Genomic DNA, 18,523 nt, shown 5'->3' with positions numbered 1-18,523 from the left:
CTATCAGGGATGGTTCGCGATGAACTCGGCAACGTTTTCCTTGGTGGTCAGCGTCGCATCAAGCAGCTGCACCGGCGGCACCTTTTCGCCGGCCACGATCTTCACCGCGTTCTCGACGGCGTCGCGGCCCATCTTCTGGGTCTGCTGTGTGGCCGTGACGTTGAAGACGCCCTTGCCGAGCGCTTCGAGCGCTGCCGTGTCACCGTCGAAGCCGCCGACGACGACCTTCTGCGACGGGTTGGCAACCTTGATCGCCTGTGCCGCACCGAGTGCGAGGCCGTCGGCCTGTGCAAAGACGATCGAGACGTTCGGGTTGGCCTGCAGCATGTTCTGCATGATCTGGAAGCCCTCGTCCTGCGCCCACATGTTGGAATACTGCTCGGCGACGATCTTGACCTCCGGATAGGCCTTCAGCGCTTCGGCGCAGCCCTTGGAACGATCGACTTCCGGCGTGGTGCCCTTCTGGCCATGGATGATGACCATGTCGCCCTTGCCACCGGCTTCCTTCAGGATGTAGTCGCAGACGCTCTTTGCCGAAGAGACGGAGTCTGTTGCCAGGAATGTATCGCCTGGCGCACCCTCGGCATTGCGGTCGATATTGATGACCGGCACGCCGGCAGCCTTGGCAAGCTTGACCGGAACCGTAGCGGCGGCGGCACCTGCGGGAATGTAGATGAGCGCGTCGATGTTCTGCGTCAGAAGGTCCTGGATCTGGTTGACCTGCGTCGGGCCGTCACCCTTGGCGTCGACGGTGACGACCTCGATGCCGCGCTTCTTGGCTTCGGCTTCGACGGATTGCTTGATCTGGTTGAAGAAGTTCGCCTGCAGGTTGGCGACGGCAAGGCCGATCTTCTTGACCTCGGCGGCGTGTGCCGAGCCGAGCGTCAGACCGAGAATGGCCGCCGATGTCAGAAGAGTGCGTGCAAATGTCATGGTCGTTCCTCCGTTGTTGATAGAACCCGGGGGGTAATCCTCCACCCCTGGGGCATAGGCTCCGCTCCAAACCTCTCGGAGGGGAATTTTTGTGGCCGCCCACCGGTTATCCGGGTTAGGCGCGCCGCCGGCGCATGGTTTCGGCGCCCACCGCAAGCACGATGACGACGCCGATGATGACCTGCTGCAGGAAGGGCGAGACGTTGAGCAAATTGAGACCGTTGCGCAGAACGCCGATGATGAGGACGCCGATCAGCGTGCCGCCGATACCGCCGGCCCCACCGGAAAGGGACGTGCCGCCGATCACGACGGCTGCAATCGTGTCGAGCTCGTAACCGAAGCCGCTGGAGGGCTGTACCGAGTCGAGGCGGGCGGCAAGCACGATGCCGGCAAGGCCTGCCAGCACGGCGCTGACCACATAGACCCCGATCGTGACCAGCTGCACATTGATGCCGGCAAGTCGCGCGACTTCCGGGTTGCCGCCGACGGCATAGAGCATGCGGCCTTCGGCGCGGTAGTGCAGGAACAGCCAAGCGATCAGCACCACGAAGAGCATCAGGAACACGGTGGCCGTGAGAACGCCGAAATGGCGATCGATCGCAAGCATCATGAACCAGTCGGGGAAGCCGACGATCTGCTGGCCGTCTGTGATCATGTTGGCGACGCCGCGAGCGGCCGACATCATCGCGAGCGTTGCGATGAAGGCGGGAACCCGGAAGACGGTCACCAGAAGCCCGACGATGAGCCCGCTGACGGCGGAGGCGACGAGCGCGACGGCGATGGCAAGGCTCAAGGGAAGGCCGGCAATGTTCGCGGTCCAGCCCATGACCATCATGGAGAGTGCCAGAACCGAGCCGACCGAGAGATCGATGCCGCCGATGAGGATCACGAAGGTCATGCCGACGGCCATGATGCCGATCACGGTGATCTGGTCGAGAATGTTCAGGCCGTTGCGCAGCGAGAAGAAGGCATCGGTGCTGAATCCGAGGAAGATGCAGAGGGCGAGAAGTCCTACGAGAGGCCCCGTCGCGCCACTAAGTTTCTTCCGCCACGTGCCGGACGGCCGGGCCTGTCCGTTGATGTCGAGCGCCACCATCATTCCTCCTCACGCATGTCGCAGGCCAAACCCACACATTGAATAGAATAAATATTCACTCCTGCCGGAAAATTCACTATCAAGCGAAGATATAGGTGTCAATCGAATTTCTCGCTGCGGCGCAGCATACTCGCCATTCCAACGGGGGTTGACTAATCAGCCATCTATGCAAGAATATCACTACATGCATATTTATTCAGACGAGGGAATGATGGAGATTAGAGATCTTGAGGGCGTCGCGCGCCAAATCCGACTGCGGGATCTGCAAGCCGTGTTCGAAGCAGGCGCTGGACATATCGGCGGGGAAATGTCGGTCATCGACGTGCTGACGGCCCTGTATTTCCGCGTCCTGAAGGTTTGGCCCGATCAGCCGAAGCATCCGGACCGCGATCGCTTCGTCCTGTCGAAGGGCCACACCGCCTGCGCGCTCTATGTGACGCTCGCCAAGCGCGGCTTCATCCCCGAGGAGGAGGTTTCGACGTTCCTCAAGCCCTATTCCCGGCTCAACGGCCATCCGAACTGCAACAAGGTGCCCGGCGTCGAGACCAATACCGGTCCGCTCGGCCACGGCCTGCCGGTCGCGGTCGGCATGGCGAAGGCCGCAAAGCTTTCGGGCGCGTCCTACCACACCTATGTCGTCACCGGCGACGGCGAGATGCAGGAAGGATCGAACTGGGAAGCCATCATGGCCGGTGCGCATTTCGGTCTCGACAACCTGACGCTCCTCATCGACCATAACCGCTTCCAGCAGGGCGCCTCCATCGCCGACACCAATGGCCTTGCGCCGCTCCGCCCAAAGGTTGAAGCCTTCGGCTGGGAGGTCACGGAGATCAACGGCAATGCCATGAGCGAGGTGGTTGCGGCTCTCGAACATCGGGGCGCACGCCCGCACTGCATCGTTGCGCATACCAACAAGGGTCACGGGATCTCGTTCATGCAGGACACCGTGGACTGGCACCACAAGGTTCCCAACAAGGAACAGTACGAGATCGCCGTTAAAGAACTGTCGGAGGCCCTCTAATGAACGCGCATGTCCCATCCCAGAAGCTCCACGACTGCCGCGATGCCTTCGCCGCCACGCTGGAGCGCCTTGCGGCAGAAGACGAGACGATTGTGGTCGTCTGCAACGACTCCGTCGGCTCCTCCAAGCTCGGCGGCTTCAAGGCAAAGTTTCCCGAGCGGCTGATCAATGTCGGCATTGCCGAGCAGAACATGATCGGCGTTGCCGCCGGCCTCGCCAATGGCGGACGCATTCCCTACGTCTGCGCGGCGGCCCCCTTCCTAACGGGGCGCGCCCTTGAGCAGATCAAGGCCGACATCGCCTATTCCAATGCCAATGTGAAGCTGGTCGGCATCTCCTCCGGCATGGCCTATGGCGATCTCGGGCCGACGCATCATTCGATCGAGGATTTCGCCTGGACGCGCGTCCTGCCCAATCTTCCGGTCATCGCCCCCTGCGACCACATCGAGACGGCCGCGGCCGTCGCATGGGCGGCGCAGTATCAGGGTCCCTGCTTCCTGCGCCTCTCGCGCGTCGGCGTTCCCGATCTCCTTCCCGAAGATCACATATTCGAGGTCGGCAAGGCCAATCTTTTGCGGGAAGGCTCCGACGTGACGCTGATCGCAAACGGCACGCTGACGCACCGCATGGTCAAGGCGGCCGAGATCCTTGCGTCCCGTGGCATCAGCGCCCGCGTTCTCAACCTTGCGACCGTTCGTCCGATAGACGAGGACGCCATCATTGCCGCCGCGCGTGAAACCGGTGCGATCGTCACGGCCGAGGAGCACTCGACCTTCGGCGGGCTTGGTTCGGCCGTGGCGGAAGTGGTCGTCGATTTCCTGCCCGTCCCGATGAAGCGTCTCGGCGTACCCGGCATCTTCGCGCCCACCGGCTCCGCAGAGTTCCTGCTGAACGAATTCGGCATGGCGCCGGAGGCGATCGCCGATGCGGCGGAAGCCGTCATCAAACGCAAATAAAAAGACGGACGACATTTCGGCCGGGGCGCGTTTCCATCGCCGCCCCGGCATCATCTATGCTGAGGAGAGCGAGAATGCAGGCGATACTGGCGATCGACCAGGGCACCACCAATTCGAAGGCGGTGCTCGTGTCCTTGAAGGGCGAGGTTCTTGCCCGCGGTTCCGCCCCCGTCGGCATCAGCTACCCGAAGCCCGGCTGGGTCGAGCAGGATCCGGCCAGGCTCTGGGCCTCGGTCTGCGAGGCGATCGCCGCCTGCCTGAACGCCGCGCCGCAAGCGACTGTCGAGGCCATCGCCATTTCCAACCAGCGCGAATCCGTGACCGTCTGGGACGCCGGAACGGGCGAGCCGCTCGGGCCTGTTCTCAGCTGGCAGTGCCGGCGCACGGCGACAGATTGCGAGCGACTGACGCGCGAAGGGCATCTGGACCGCGTGGAGCAGATCACCGGCTTGCCGCTCGATCCGATGTTTCCCGGCGCAAAATTCCGCTGGCTGCTGGACCGCGTGCCGCAAGGCCGCAGCGTCCGGGCCGGCACCATCGACAGCTGGCTCATCCACCGCATGACGGGCGGACGGACGCATGCCTGCGATGCATCGAACGCGGCGCGAAGCCAACTCTTCGACCTGAATGCGCAGGTCTGGAGCACGGAACTCTGCAGCATTTTCGGCGTCGACCCCGGCGTCCTGCCGGAGGTGCGCGACAGTTCCGCCGATTTCGGCACGACATCCGGCGTGCCCGGCATCGCCGACGGCACGCCGATCCGCGCGGCCATTGGCGACAGTCACGCCGCGCTTTTCGGCCATGGCGCGTTTCGGCCGGGCGACGGCAAGGTCACGTTCGGAACCGGATCGTCCATCATGACGACGCTTGCCGACTACATCGCGCCGCGCAACGGCATCACGACGACGGTCGCCTGGCGGATCGCCGGCAAGCCGACCTTCGCGTTCGAAGGCAATATTCTCGTTTCCGCCGCGAGCCTCCCCTGGATGGCCGACATTCTCGGCCTTGCCGACGTCGCCGCCCTGATCGATCTGGCTGCCACCGCCGAGCCGGGTGTCCCCGGCTTCGTGCCGGCCTTCGTCGGCCTTGGCGCGCCCTATTGGGATTCGAACGCCCGCGCGCTGTTTTCGCAGATCAATTTCAACACCAGCCGGGCGCAGATGGCCCGCGCCGTTACCGATTCCATCGCCTTTCAGGTGCATGATGTCGTCTCGGCCATGAAGACGCAGAGCGGCGGCGTCATCGGTGCGCTTTATGTCGATGGCGGCCCGAGCCAGAACCGGTTTCTCATGCAATGCGTCGCCGACACGTTGCGCCACACGGTCATCCAGTGCGAAGCTCCAGAGGCGTCGGCGCTCGGTGCTGCCTATCTCGCCGGCCTTTCGCTCGGCATTTTTCCGGATCTCGACGCCATTTCCGCCCTGCCTCGACAGACGGCGCCAATTGCGCCTATTGCGAATGATGGCATGGAACGGCTCAAAACGTGGAATGACGCGCTCGCCCGCTCGACGCTCGACCCGGGAGCCGCTAAGAGTGAATAAAAATTCACGACGGGAACGCCCATGGGACGCCTCAACGAACTCCGCCTGATCTCGCGGGTCGCCCAGATGTATCACATCGAGCGGCGCCGGCAGGCGGAGATCGCGGAGCACCTGAGGCTAAGCCAAGCGACCGTTTCGCGCATGCTCAAGCGCGCGGAAACTGAAGGCATCGTCCGGACCAGCGTCATTCCTCCGGTCGGAACCTATGGCGATCTCGAAAGCGCGCTGCGGGAGCGTTTCAACCTGCCGGAAGCCGTCGTCGTCGAGTGCACGGAGGATCGTGACGGCGCCATCATGTCGCGGATCGGCGAGGCCGCGGCCCATCTCCTCGAGATCACGTTGGCGCCGGGCGAAACGATCGGCGTTTCCAGCTGGAGCCAGACGATCTTCAAGATGGTGGAGAACATCCATCCGCAGAAAAGTGCCCGCGCCAAGTTCGTGGTGCAGACGCTCGGCGGCATGGGCGATCCCTCGGTGCAGACCCATGCGACGCAGCTGACGACGCGGCTTGCCGGCCTCACGGGCGCCGAGCCGAAACTGCTGCCCGTGCAGGGGGTGACCTCGTCGCGCGAGGCGCGGCTCCTGATGATGGCCGACCCCTTCGTGCGCGAAACGGTCGATCTCTTCGGCAGCATCACGCTCGCCATCGTCGGCATCGGCGCTGTGGAACCATCTGAACTGCTCGCGCGCTCCGGCAATATCTTCTCTGCCCGCGAACTGGCGGATCTTGCAGACGCCGGCGCCGTCGGTGATATTTCGCTCCGCTTCTTTGACAAAGACGGCCACCCAGTGAAGACGCCGCTCGACGATCGCGTCATCGGTCTTCCCCTCGAAGATCTTGCCCGTGTCGAACGCGTGATCGCGCTGGCAGGCGGCGCGAAGAAAACCGCCGCCATCGCCGGAGCGTTGAAGGTCGGCGTTATCGATATTCTCGTCACCGACAAGTTCACGGCAGAGCGCCTTCTCCAGATGTAGGAGGCTGGAGCTGAGTCAACAGCCGCAGAAACCTTGAATGACTCGGTAGCGATACGAAAACCGGGTTCGGCGGCATGGATTTCGTCAGTCGCAATCCGGTGGTCGTCGTCGTCCCGCGGCTGGGGACTGGCGAAACAGCCCGGCAGTTGCTACCGAGGCGCCGCGTAACCCTTCCGGAGGACTGAGATGGGTGCTCTGATCGACCGGCCTGAACTGATCGCCAGCATCCTCGGTGCCCGGACGCCGATCGTCATTCTGGATGCTCCTGCCGGCATGGGCAAGTCGTCTGTCCTGGCATTGATCGCACATCGCATGGGAGCCGCCGTCGCTCGCTCGCCCCAGCCGCCCACCGGTCCGGCAGACGGCTCCACCACCGACACTGTGCTTCGCCTGTGGGATATCCCGCCCTACACCGCGCCTCTCGCCATTCCCGAGGCCTACGTCTCCGGTAATCACCGCCTGATCATCGCGAAACGTCCGGACACGGTGCTGCCGGGCCAAGCGCGGGCACTGGCCTACGGACAGGCAACGCTGATCGGCAGCGAGGGCCTGACGATGTCGTACGGCGAGCTTGAACGGCTGTTCGGGAGCGCTTCCGAAGATGTGGCCGCTAAAAGCGGGGGGTGGCCGCTGGCCGTGTTCAATACCCGTCTCTTCGAAGGCCCTGCAGATATCCTGCGTGCATTTCTCGAAGCCGAGGTGCTGGCGACGATGCCAGACGAGGAACTCGTTGCTCTGCAACGGATGCTGGTCGAGGCGATCAGCGGTACGAGTGCTGCGACACGGCATCCGTCCTTCTCCACATCGCACGTCCCCACCACATCTCCTTTGCCCCTCACGGCGCCGTTCCTGATGCGGCCTGACGGCACCGGTCGTCCGACGCTGGTGGTGGCAGGCGTGCGTGACGTCCTGCGCGAGGCGATCGACCATGTGATGGAGCGGCGTTTGCGCAATGCCGGAAGCGCCAAGGCCATTGCCGAAGCTTACAGGGCGAGAGGTCTCGTGGTCGAGGCAATCTGCGCCTTCCAGAATGCCGGCCTCTTCGACAATGCGCTGCGAATCTTCCAGGATGCGGGCGGCCCCTTCTTTCTCTACTATTTCGGGCCTCAAGCCTTCGACACCGTCCTTGCCGGGTTTCCGCTGACCTTTTCCCTCCAGACAGAGGTCCTCGTTCTCGCCAGGGCGTTGCAATCGCTGAAGCTCGGCGATATCTCGCGCGCCCGCCGCCTGCTCATCGACCGCTTCGGAGACGTCGCCAACGACTACACGCAGGTGTTTTCCAGCCGCTCGGTTTTCTCGCGTCAGTTTCGGGCGTTCCGGCTCGTGATGCTGCTCTACGAGGACTATTTCTTCTCCGAGGAACTGCTGGAGCGGGCCTATGCGCTGATCGCGGAGTTTCCGGTGGAAGACCATCTGTCGCGGGGTAGCTTCTATAACTCGGTGCTCGAATTTTACATCCGCAACCGACAGTTCGCGGCCGCCGAAGAGGTGGCGCAGCGTGCGATGTTTCATTATCGCGCCGCACAGGCGCCGCTCCTCGCCTTCTACATCAGTCTCCACCAAACACTGATCCGGCTCATGATGGGCGATGCGCTGGCCGCACGCCGTTACGCGACGCAATCGGCTGCTTTTATCGCGGAATTGCCGTTCGAAAGCCCCAACGATGTGCGGCTGCAAGTGCTGATAGAAGCGTGCGTTGAGTACGAAGCCGGGCGAGCCGAGCCGCTGGCGCGGTTTCTCAATCTCGAGATCGATGGTTTCGCCCACGGCGAAATCTGGCCGAGCCTTCTCGAATTTGCGCTCCACTATGGCAGTCAGGCGTTGGGCGAGCACTTTTCCACCATGGCCGCCCGAAGCTTTCTCGACCGCTGGCGCGTCTACCAGACATCGAACGGGCAGTTCCAGGCGATGATCTCAATCCGCGAGGCTGCCGTCCTTCAGAACGCAAACCGCTGGCAGGAAGCGGCCGACACGCTGTCGGCGATATCAGGCCGGGTCGATCGGGCCTTCGTTCTGGCGGGCGGTGAGCCTCTCGCGCGCGTGCAGGAGCGTGACGAACTGGCGCTGGCGCTTATCTGGCTACGCCAGCTCGTCTATGAAGCGCCGCAACGGCCCGGCCTCGACCAGCTCGTAACCACCATCATTGGCAACTTGAACCTGACGGATCGCCAGCGGATGAGCGCCGAGATCTGGCTTGCCTATGTCGCCAAGCGCCAGCGCAATGCGACGCAGGCACGCGCCGTGCTCCAGAAGACCTTCGGCGACTGCGCACGGCTCGGCAGCATCGCCCCGCTCGCCGAAGAGCGCGTCTTTCTGCAGGAACTGATCGACAACCAGCGCATCGGCGGCTTCCTGTCCACCGTCACGGGCAACCGCCAGATTCTCCGCAAGCTGAGGGATTCCGGCCGCCTCGACAACCAGTCCACCAAGATGGCCAACACGCTGTCGCGGCGTGAAAGCAAGATCCTGTTGATGATCTCCGAAGGCGCCGCCAACAAGGACGTGGCGAACACGCTTGGCCTTAGCGAAGCGACCGTGAAGTTCCATCTCGGCAATGTTTACCGGAAGCTCGGCTGTCGCAGCCGCCAGGAAGCGATCCGCTCCGCTCGGGCACTCGACCTTCTCGGCTAGCCTTTCGTGAACCGTTCGCACAAAACCTAGACCATTTAGGCAAAAACCTAAACGTGGTGACGCTTGAGGTGCGTCGTTTCGCAATGCATCCTCGCGTCCAACAACGAGATGACGGTCAATAGGGACCGCGCCGGGAACCTTCGATAAACATGGGAGATACAATGCGCACCCTTTGCATCCTTGCCTCCACCGCCGCCATTGCACTGGCTGCCGGCTATGCCGGATCGGCTGCGGCGAAAACCGTCGTGACCATGAACACCGTCCAGATTTTCGGCACGATCGATCCGGCCAAGATCTCGGACTACACGGACTACATGTCCGCGGTGAACCTCTATGACAGCCTGACCACGGTCGATCCGACCGGCAAGATCATCCCTGAGCTTGCGGAAAGCTGGACCGTGTCGGACGATGCCAAGGAAGTAACCTACAAGATCCGGGCCGACGCCAAATTCTCGGATGGCACGCCGGTCGAGGCGAAGGATGTGGTCTACTCGTTCGAGCGGCTCTTCCGCATCAACCAAGGCCCGGCCAACCTCTTCACGGATGTCCTGAAGCCTGGCTCGATCGTCGCGGTCGATGACAAGACGGTCAAGTTCACGCTGTCAAAGACCTTTGCCCCGTTCCTGACGACGGTTCCCGCCGTCTTCATCGTCAATTCGGACCTGGTCGAGGCCAACAAGGGCAGCGACGACGCACAGGCCTATCTCGGCAGCACCGTTGCCGGTGCCGGCGCCTACAAGCTGATCGAATGGGACCGCGGCGCACGGATGACGATCGAGCGCGACCCCAATTATTACAAGGGCTTCGGCAAGGGTGCGATCGACGAGGTGCGCTGGATCATCACCAATGACGAGGCGACCGTGCGGTCGCTGGCGGCCTCCGGCGAACTGACCATGACCAGCCAGTACCAGTCGCCCGAGACCTACAAGGCGCTTGCCGACATGGGGCGCTTCACCGTCGTCAGCGAACCCACGACGACAGCATTCTACCTGAAGCTCAACACCAAGGTGCCGCCGACCGACGATTTGCACATCCGCCGCGCGCTGGCGCTGGCGACCGACTACCAGACGATCCGCGAGGTCATCCTTCCCGGCGGCGAACTGACAACACCTCTGCCGGCCGGCTTCAAGGAATTCCACGCCGACGACGTGTCCGCACCGTCATACGATCTGGAAGCGGCGAAGGCCGAGATCGCCAAGTCGAAATATGCCGGCTCCGACATCCCGATCACGCTCGGCTATGTCGCCGGCACCAAGTTCGAGGAGGAAATCAGCCTCCTGATGCAGTCGAACCTCGAACAGCTCGGCTTCAAGGTGACACAGCAGGCCGATCCGTGGAATCGCGTGACGGAGATCGCGACCAAGGTCGAGACGACGCCCGCCGTCAACCAGATCTTCTTTGGGCCGACCTATCCCTCGCCCGACTCGATGTTCTTCACCCAGTATCACTCGAAATCCGCAGGCACCTGGGCCTCCGCCGAATGGCTGCAGGATCCGGCCATCGACGCCCTGATCGACGAGGCCCGATCGACCGCCGACGTTTCGAAGCAGGCCGTGATCTACAAGGATCTCCAGCGCAAGCTGGTCGAGATCCAGCCGGACGTCTTCCTGATGACGCAGACAGTCCAGCACGCGATGGACAAATGCCTGACCGGCTTCAAGGCCGTCCCCATGCAGTCCTTCGACTACGACTTCACGCGCTACAGCTGGACCTGCAACTGACAGCCCGTCAGAGAAACCGGCGACCGTCCTGATCTGACGTTCCAGGCCGCCGTTTCCCTCGTCCCGGTCCGCCGTCCTCCCAAGGCGGACCGGGACACGCTCTCCGCTCCCTGTCGCCTCGATCCCTTGAACCGCGAATTGTCGCTCTGATCCTTCGAAAAGGCTGAATTCTTGGAATTTCTGCTCTTCCTTCTCAGGCGTGTTGCGTGGTCGCTGCTGGTTCTTTTCGGGCTCTCGGTGGTGATCTTCATCATCGCCCGCGCCATGCCGGGCGACCCCGTGCGGCTTGCGCTCGGACCACGGGCGAGCGTCGAGCAGGTCGAGCAACTGCGCGAGACACTGGGGTTCAACCAGCCGCTCATCCAGCAATACGGCATCTATGTCGCGGGCCTCGCGCGCGGCGATCTCGGGCGGTCGCTCCTGACGGAGCAGCCGGTGGCGAACGATATCCGCCAGACCTTCGCGGCGACCTTCGAGCTCGTCCTTTCGACCATCACGATCGCCTTCGTTCTCGGCGTACCCCTGGGCGTCGCCGCAGCGCGACACAAGGATAAATGGCCTGATAATGTGGTGCGGATCATTGCCATCTTTTCCGCCGTGACGCCGAGCTTCTTTCTGGCCCTCCTTCTTCAGATTCTCGCCGGCTACGTCCTGCATATCCTGCCCACGACCGGCCGTCTGCCGCCAGGACTGGCCTTCTCGGCCGACATGACGGGCCTGATCACCCTCGATGCGCTGTTGCACGGCCGCCTAGACGTCTTTTTCGAAGCGCTGCGCTATCTGCTCCTCCCGTCCATCGCGCTGGCCGCCGCCACGATGGGGCAGATCGCACGCATCACCCGCTCGTCCATGATCGACGTCTCCAGCCAGGATTATGCGGAGGCGGGTCGCGCCTTCGGCATCCCCGAGCGTGTGCGCGTCTTCAAGTACATGCTGCGCCCGAGTTTCGTGCCGCCGCTCACCATTCTCGGCCTCGAGTTCGCCTCGCTGATCGGCAACGCCTTTGTCGTGGAACTGGTCTTCTCCTGGCCCGGCATGGCGGCCTACGGGGTGCGCACCATCCTGCAAAAGGATCTGAACGCCATCATGGGCGTGGTCATCGTCTCCGGCGTGTTCTTCGTGCTCGCCAACCTCGTCATCGACGTTCTCACTGGCATCGTCGATCCACGCATCCGCATCCGGGGGCGCCGCTGATGACCGGGACGTCACTTGCCCCCCAAGAGGCGCGCCGCCTGTCAAATGCCTACCAGAACTGGTACCGCTTCTCGCGCAATCCGACGGCCGTGATCGGCGCCGTCATCGTCCTCGTCTGCATTCTCGCCGCCCTGTTCGCGCCCTTCATCACACCTTATCCGGAGCATGTCGGCGCCGTCGTCAACTTCCGGGTCCGCCACCAGCCGCCATCGCTAACCTTCTGGTTCGGCACGGACAATGTCGGTCGCGACATCTTCACTCGCACGATCTACGGCATGCGCATCTCGCTGCTGCTCGCCTTCGTCGTGCTCGGCACCGCCGTCCCCATCGGCACAATTCTGGGCCTTCTCGCCGGCTATTTCGGCGGCTGGGTCGAGACGGTCATCATGCGCGTGACGGACATCGCGCTCGCGCTTCCCCCGCTTGTCATGGCGCTGGCTGTAGCCGCCGTGCTGTCGCCCGATCTCGTCAATTCCCTGCTCGCCATCGCTGCACTCTGGTGGACCTGGCATACGCGGCTGATCTACGCGATCACCAAACAAATCCGCACGCAGGAATTCATCGAAGCTGCGGAAACACTCGGTGCCAGCAAGTTTCACATCCTCTTCCGTGAGATCCTGCCAAACTGCGTTTCCGCCATTGCGGTCAAGACCTCGCTCGATTGCGGCTTCGTCATCCTTGTCGGCGCCTCGCTCTCCTTCCTCGGGCTCGGCATCCAGCCGCCAACGCCCGATCTCGGCACCATGGTCGCGCAGGGCGCGGGCTTCCTGCCGGATTTCTGGTGGGAACCGGTGCTTCCGGGCCTTGCCATCCTGTTCGTCGCGCTGGGCTTCAACCTGCTCGGCGATGGCTTGCGCGACCTCTTCGACGTGCAGGAGGTCCGATGAGCTTCCCTCTCCTGCGTGTCGAGAACCTCTCGGTCTCCTTCACCACCTATGGCCAGACCGTGCCCGTGCTGCATGGCGTCAGCCTCGATGTACCCGCCCGCTCGCAGGTGGCGCTGGTCGGCGAAAGCGGGTCCGGCAAGACGGTGACGATGAAGGCCATCATGGGTCTGCTGCGCCAGCCCCCTGCCCGCATCACCTCCGGCGCGATCTATTATGACGGCGCGGATCTCCTGGCCATGCCTGAGAAGGAACGCCTGAAACTGCGCGGCACGGCGATGTCGATGGTGTTTCAGGACCCGATGAGTTCGCTCAATCCGGTCTTCACCATCGCCGACCAGATGGCAACGATCCTGAAATATGCCGACAGGCGCCTCGGCCGCGCCCGCGCTGCCAGAGACCGGATGCAGAGGGTCTACGAAACGCTGGCGCAGGTGCGCATGCGCGATCCCGAGCGGGCGGCGCGCGCCTATCCGATCGAGCTTTCCGGCGGCATGCGCCAGCGCGTGCTGATCGCCATGGCGCTGCTCAGCGAAACCGACCTTCTGATCGCCGACGAGCCGGGAACCGCGCTGGACGTCACCACGCAGGCACAGATCCTGAAACTGCTGAAAGATCTGGTCGAGGCACGCGGCCTTGCGCTTCTGATGATCACCCACAATCTGGGCGTCGTGCGCGAGACGTGCAACAGCGTCTACGTCATGCAGAAGGGCGTCATCGTCGAGAAGGGCGAAACCGCTGCGATCTTCGAAGCGCCATCGCACGACTACACCCGCAGCCTGATCGACGCCGTGCCGCGCCTGACCGGCGGGCGGCGCTTCGGAACCGCCGGGGTGCCGGCATGAGCGGACCGATGCTGGAGCTGAAAAACCTCTGTAAAACCTTCCCGATCCGCAACGCCTTCGGCCGCAAGACCGGTGCGCTGCAAGCCGTCGAAAATGTCTCGATGGCGATTGCGGCCGGTGGCGTCTATGGTCTTGCCGGCGAGAGCGGATCGGGCAAATCCACGATCGCCCGCATGATCATGGGGCTGGAAACGCCCGACAGCGGCGAGATCCTGATCGACGGGCGAAGCATTCACGACCGCTCCGACGGGGTGGCGCATGGCCGCCGCGTGCAGATGGTGTTCCAGAACCCCGGCTCCTCGCTCAACCCCCGCCGCACCGTCGGCCAGTCCATCGCCGTCCCGCTGGACGCCCATGGCTTCCCGCGCTGCGAGCGCCGCACGCGGATCGGAACCCTTCTCGACATGGTCCAGCTGCCCGCCGCCTTTGCCGAGCGGTACCCGCACGAGCTTTCCGGCGGGCAGAAGCAGCGCGTGGCGATCGCACGGGCTCTCGCTGTCGAGCCGAAATTGCTGGTACTGGACGAGCCGACCTCGGCGCTTGATGTCTCGGTGCAGGCCAAGGTCATGGACCTGCTCGCCGATCTCGGCCGGCAAATGGGCCTGACCTATCTGTTCATTTCCCACGATCTGAGCCTCATGCGCAATTTCGCGCGCGAGGTCAGCATCCTCTATCGCGGCGCTATCGTGGAACGCGGCACGTCGGACGCCGTCTTCGGGAACCCGTCCCACGACTATACGCGCCTGCTGATCGCCTCCGTACCCGTCATCTCGGCGGAGGAAGCAGCGCTCCGGCCCGTCATCCCTCTGATCGACGGCGAACTCCCCACACCCGAACAACTGATCGCGCTGCGGCAAGCGGCGGATCGTCAGACATGACAAGCGCAAACAATACAGGCAATGAGGTTTGAAGCCCATGATTAGGATAGGCATCGATGTCGGCGGCACCAATACGGACGCCGTGGTCATGAACGGACCGGAGGTGATCGCCGGCGTCAAATCCGCAACGACTGCCGACGTGATGAGCGGCGTCGTCAACGCGCTGCGCGACGTGCTGGCGGCATCTGGCATGGAAGCCTCGGCCGTCGATTTCGTGATGATCGGCACGACCCATTTCACCAATGCCGTCGTCCAGCGCCGCGATCTCGCGCAGACCGCGGCCGTCCGTCTCGGACTGCCCGCCACGGCCTCCCTGCCGCCAATGGTCGACTGGCCGGAGGACCTGAAGCAGTCGATCGGCAACCACGCCTATCTCGCCCATGGCGGCAACGAGTTCGACGGCCGCATCATCTCGCCGCTCGATGAGGACGAACTGAAGGGCATCGCCCGCGACATCGCCGCCAAGGGCATCCGCAGCATCGCCATCACCTCGGTCTTCTCGCCGGTCTCCAGCGATTTCGAACGCCGTGCCGGCGCCATCTTCGAAGCGGAAATTCCCGGTGTGCATATCACGATGTCCAGCGATATCGGCCGCATCGGGCTACTGGAGCGCGAGAACGCGGCGATCATGAATGCCTGCCTGCGCGACCTCTCCGCCCACGTCATCGAAGCCTTCCGCAACGCCATCCGCGAGGCCGGCATCACCGGAAAGTTCTTCCTGACTCAGAACGACGGCACGCTGATGGATGCGAGCTTTGCCGAGAAATTCCCGGTTCTGACCTTCGCCTCCGGCCCGACGAACTCCATGCGCGGCGCGGCGTTCCTCTCCGGCGTCAGCGATGCCATCGTGGTCGATATCGGCGGCACCACCTCGGATGTCGGCTCGCTGCACAAGGGTTTTCCGCGTCAAGCGACGATTGCCGTGGAAGTCGGCGGCGTGCGCACCAATTTCCGCATGCCCGACGTGTTCTCGATCGGGCTCGGCGGCGGGTCGCATGTCGTGGAAACGGACAGCGGCATCAAGGTCGGCCCGGTTTCCGTCGGTTACCGCATCAAGACCGAGGCGTTGATCTTCGGCGGGCAAACGCTGACCACCACCGATGTGGCCGTGGCGGCGGGCCGTGCCTCGCTCGGCGATGCGGCAAAGGTCTCGCACCTCTCCCCCGATCTCATCGATCGCGTGCAGGCGAAGATCCACGCGATGCTGGAAGACTGCGTCGAGAAATCCCGCCTCTCGCCCGATCCGCTGCCCGTCATCGTGGTCGGCGGCGGCTCCATCCTGGTCGATGGCCCGCTGAGTGGCCTTGAAGTGATCAAGCCCGCACATTTCGGCGTCGCCAACGCCGTCGGTGCGGCCATCGCGCAGGTCTCCGGCGAAATCGACCGCGTCTATGCACTGGCCGAACTCGGCCGCGACAAGGCGCTCGAAGACGCCAAGCAGCGGGCGGTCGATGCGGCGATTGCCGCAGGTGCTGCACCTGACAGCATCGAGATCGTCGATGTCGAGGACGTTCCGCTCGCTTACCTGCCGGGCAACGCCACCCGTATCCGCGTCAAGGCCGTGGGAGAGCTCCATGCCGGTTGAAGGTTACCTCCTCAAGGAAGAGGACCTCGTGCCGCTGTCCATGGGGGCCGCCCTGCTCGGCACCGGCGGCGGGGGCAATCCCTATATCGGCATGCTGCGTGCCCGCGAGTTGCTGCGCAAGGGCGCGCAGGTTCGCGTGCTGCCGCTTGAAGCGCTGGCTGACGATGCCTGGGTAGCAGAGTGCGGCGGCATCGGCGCGCCGGTCGTCGGCGTCGAAAAGATCGAGGAGGGCGGCGAATGCTACCGCGCGGTGCGCGCCGTCGAAGAAGCGGCCGGCGTCACCGTCTCCGCGATGATCTCGGCAGAAATCGGCGGTGCGAACGCCATCGAGCCGATCATCGCCGCCGCCATGGCCGGGCTTCCCGTCGTCGATGGCGACGGCATGGGCCGGGCATTTCCCGAAGTCCAGATGACCACTTACATGATCTATGGCGCACCGGCCGCACCGGCCGCCATTGCCGACGACAAGGGCAACGTCGTGGTCTTCAAGCAGATGGTCGACATGTTCTGGCTGGAGCGCTTCGCGCGTGATGCCTCCGTTGCCATGGGGGCCGGCGCCGGCTTTGCCGTCGCCCCGATGCGCGGAGATTTCGTCAAGAAGACCTCCGTGCCCGGAACCGTCACGCAGGCGCTGGAGATCGGGCGCACCATTCTGGACGCCCGCCTGAAGCGTCAGAACGTCGTGGAACGCGTGGTCGAGGAGACGGGCGCAACGCTCTTCTTCACCGGCAAGATCACGGACATCCGCCGCGAACTGACCGGCGGCTTTGCGAGAGGCGAGGCGCTGCTGTCGGGCGTCGGCAGATGGGCGGGGTCGCAGGCGCGGATCGCGATCCAGAACGAGAACCTCGTTCTCTGGGTGGATGACGTCGCCGTCGCCATGGTGCCGGACCTCATTATCAATCTGGAACTCGACACCGGCGAGCCCCTGACCACGGAGATCCTGCGCTATGGCCAGCGCATTGCGGTCATCGGCCTGCCGGTGCACGACCTCATGAAGACGCCGCGCGCGCTGGAGATCGTCGGCCCCAAGGCTTTCGGCTACCCGGACCTCACCTTCGAACCGATGGCCTACAGCAGCGTGCAAAGCGGGGAGCGGCGTGCATGAACATCCTGAGAACGATCCATGCCGAAGATCTCGATGATATCGCCATCGGCGGCGCCATTCTCGGCACGGGCGGCGGGGGCGATCCCTATGTCGGCAAACTCATGGCGAAGGAAGCCATTCGCAAACATGGTCCGGTCGAACTGATCGACGTCAGCGAGCTTGCCGACGACGCGCTCGTCGTTCCCGTCTGCATGATGGGAGCGCCGACCGTGATGACGGAGAAGCTGCCGCGGGGCGACGAGCTTCTCACCGCCTTCCGCAAGCTGGAACAGCTTCTCGGCCGCAAGATCGATGCCGTGCTGTGCGGCGAAGCGGGCGGCGTCAACTCCACGACACCTTTCGTGGTGGCGGCGGCCGCAGGCCTGCCGCTGATCGATGGCGACGGCATGGGGAGGGCCTATCCGGAGTTGCAGATGGTGACCTTCACCCTACACGGCATCTCCGCGACGCCTATGGTTCTCTGCGACGACAAGGGCAACGCACTGGTGCTCGAAACGGTCAGCAATGCCTGGACGGAGCGGCTGGCGCGTGCTGCGACCGTCGAGATGGGCGGTTCGGCGCTACTCGCGTTCTACCCGATGAGCGGCAAGCAGGCCAAGGCCTGCGTCGTTCGCGGCACACTGTCGCTCTGCGCCAATCTCGGCCTCGAACTTCGAGAAAGCCGCCTTTCGAACGGCGATCCTGTCGGCGCCATTGCCGGGAAGCTCGGGGCCTCCATCCTCTTCCACGGCCGCCTGACCGACATCGACCGCCGCACCATCGGCGGTTTTGCCCGGGGGACGGCGCGGTTCGATGGCGTGGAGGACTGGAAAGGCCAGACGTTCCGCCTCGACTTCCAGAACGAGTTTCTGATGGCCGAGCGCAATGGCGAGATCGTCTGCACGACGCCGGATCTCATCACGCTGCTGGAAGCCGAAAGCGGCAATCCGGTGACAGCGGACTCGTTGCGCTACGGCCTGCGCCTCGTCGCCCTCGCCTTCCCTTGCAACCCGCAATGGAAGACGGACGCCGGCATCGCCCTCGTCGGTCCTCGCTATTTCGGCTATGACACGGATTACATTCCGTTCGACGCACATTGAGCGGATGACAGGATCATGAAGTCATAGACCTCCGCCATAGGTGGAGGTTTGAGACGCTGCGCTCGGACCACGGGAA

At 63.7% G+C, this 18,523-nt stretch carries 15 protein-coding genes; 13 read left to right on the top strand and 2 right to left on the bottom strand.

Features of this window, described 5'->3' with window-relative positions; all coding sequences use genetic code 11:
• Positions 1-3: 3 nt before the first annotated feature.
• Positions 4-933, bottom strand: a complete 930-nt coding sequence (locus GA0004734_RS18000; protein WP_092936600.1) for a sugar ABC transporter substrate-binding protein — start codon at positions 931-933, stop codon at positions 4-6.
• Between the two features lie 115 nt (positions 934-1,048).
• The gene (locus tag GA0004734_RS17995; protein ID WP_092938141.1) at positions 1,049-2,029 is read right to left on the bottom strand and encodes an ABC transporter permease; all 981 of its coding nucleotides are present in this window, start codon (positions 2,027-2,029) and stop codon (positions 1,049-1,051) included.
• A gap of 211 nt (positions 2,030-2,240) precedes the next feature.
• Between GA0004734_RS17995 and GA0004734_RS17990 the strand changes: the two genes are divergently transcribed.
• The 13 genes from GA0004734_RS17990 to GA0004734_RS17930 all read left to right on the top strand — a co-directional run bounded on the left by GA0004734_RS17990 (position 2,241) and on the right by GA0004734_RS17930 (position 18,447).
• A complete protein-coding gene (locus GA0004734_RS17990; RefSeq protein WP_092936598.1) occupies positions 2,241-3,050 on the top strand; it encodes a transketolase in 810 nt (269 codons plus the stop codon).
• The gene (locus GA0004734_RS17985; protein ID WP_092936596.1) at positions 3,050-4,006 is read left to right on the top strand and encodes a transketolase family protein; all 957 of its coding nucleotides are present in this window, start codon (positions 3,050-3,052) and stop codon (positions 4,004-4,006) included. The genes GA0004734_RS17990 and GA0004734_RS17985 overlap by 1 nt, the downstream gene beginning before the upstream one ends.
• A 74-nt stretch (positions 4,007-4,080) precedes the next feature.
• Positions 4,081-5,547 (top strand): FGGY family carbohydrate kinase, encoded by a 1,467-nt coding sequence (locus GA0004734_RS17980; protein WP_092936594.1) that lies wholly within the window; start codon positions 4,081-4,083, stop codon positions 5,545-5,547.
• 21 nt (positions 5,548-5,568) lie between these two features.
• Positions 5,569-6,522 (top strand): sugar-binding transcriptional regulator, encoded by a 954-nt coding sequence (locus tag GA0004734_RS17975; protein WP_092936592.1) that lies wholly within the window; start codon positions 5,569-5,571, stop codon positions 6,520-6,522.
• A 186-nt stretch (positions 6,523-6,708) separates the two neighbouring features.
• Positions 6,709-9,153 (top strand): helix-turn-helix transcriptional regulator, encoded by a 2,445-nt coding sequence (locus tag GA0004734_RS17970; RefSeq protein ID WP_092936590.1) that lies wholly within the window; start codon positions 6,709-6,711, stop codon positions 9,151-9,153.
• A gap of 161 nt (positions 9,154-9,314) precedes the next feature.
• Positions 9,315-10,874 (top strand): ABC transporter substrate-binding protein, encoded by a 1,560-nt coding sequence (locus GA0004734_RS17965; protein ID WP_092936588.1) that lies wholly within the window; start codon positions 9,315-9,317, stop codon positions 10,872-10,874.
• 171 nt (positions 10,875-11,045) lie between these two features.
• Entirely contained in the window at positions 11,046-12,068 is a 1,023-nt protein-coding gene (locus tag GA0004734_RS17960) for an ABC transporter permease (protein WP_092936586.1), read from the top strand.
• The gene (locus GA0004734_RS17955) at positions 12,068-12,955 is read left to right on the top strand and encodes an ABC transporter permease (RefSeq protein ID WP_092936584.1); all 888 of its coding nucleotides are present in this window, start codon (positions 12,068-12,070) and stop codon (positions 12,953-12,955) included. The genes GA0004734_RS17960 and GA0004734_RS17955 overlap by 1 nt, the downstream gene beginning before the upstream one ends.
• Positions 12,952-13,797, top strand: coding sequence for an ABC transporter ATP-binding protein (locus tag GA0004734_RS17950; protein ID WP_092936582.1), 846 nt, complete (start codon positions 12,952-12,954; stop codon positions 13,795-13,797). Before GA0004734_RS17955 ends, GA0004734_RS17950 begins: the two co-directional genes overlap by 4 nt.
• Complete coding sequence (locus GA0004734_RS17945) at positions 13,794-14,675, top strand: ATP-binding cassette domain-containing protein (protein WP_092936580.1); 882 nt, start codon at positions 13,794-13,796, stop codon at positions 14,673-14,675. Before GA0004734_RS17950 ends, GA0004734_RS17945 begins: the two co-directional genes overlap by 4 nt.
• Before the next feature lie 37 nt (positions 14,676-14,712).
• Positions 14,713-16,260, top strand: a complete 1,548-nt coding sequence (locus GA0004734_RS17940) for a hydantoinase/oxoprolinase N-terminal domain-containing protein (protein WP_092936578.1) — start codon at positions 14,713-14,715, stop codon at positions 16,258-16,260.
• A complete protein-coding gene (locus GA0004734_RS17935; protein WP_092936576.1) occupies positions 16,250-17,368 on the top strand; it encodes a DUF917 domain-containing protein in 1,119 nt (372 codons plus the stop codon). The genes GA0004734_RS17940 and GA0004734_RS17935 overlap by 11 nt, the downstream gene beginning before the upstream one ends.
• Positions 17,365-18,447: a DUF917 domain-containing protein gene (locus tag GA0004734_RS17930; protein WP_092936574.1), complete on the top strand. Its 1,083-nt coding sequence runs from the start codon at positions 17,365-17,367 to the stop codon at positions 18,445-18,447. The genes GA0004734_RS17935 and GA0004734_RS17930 overlap by 4 nt, the downstream gene beginning before the upstream one ends.
• Positions 18,448-18,523 lie beyond the last annotated feature (76 nt).

Origin of the sequence: Rhizobium sp. 9140 (genome assembly GCF_900067135.1) — a bacterium.
Lineage (GTDB): Bacteria > Pseudomonadota > Alphaproteobacteria > Rhizobiales > Rhizobiaceae > Ferranicluibacter.
The sequence above is the reverse complement of the archived record's forward strand: the minus strand, read 5'-3'. Positions and strand labels throughout refer to the sequence as shown.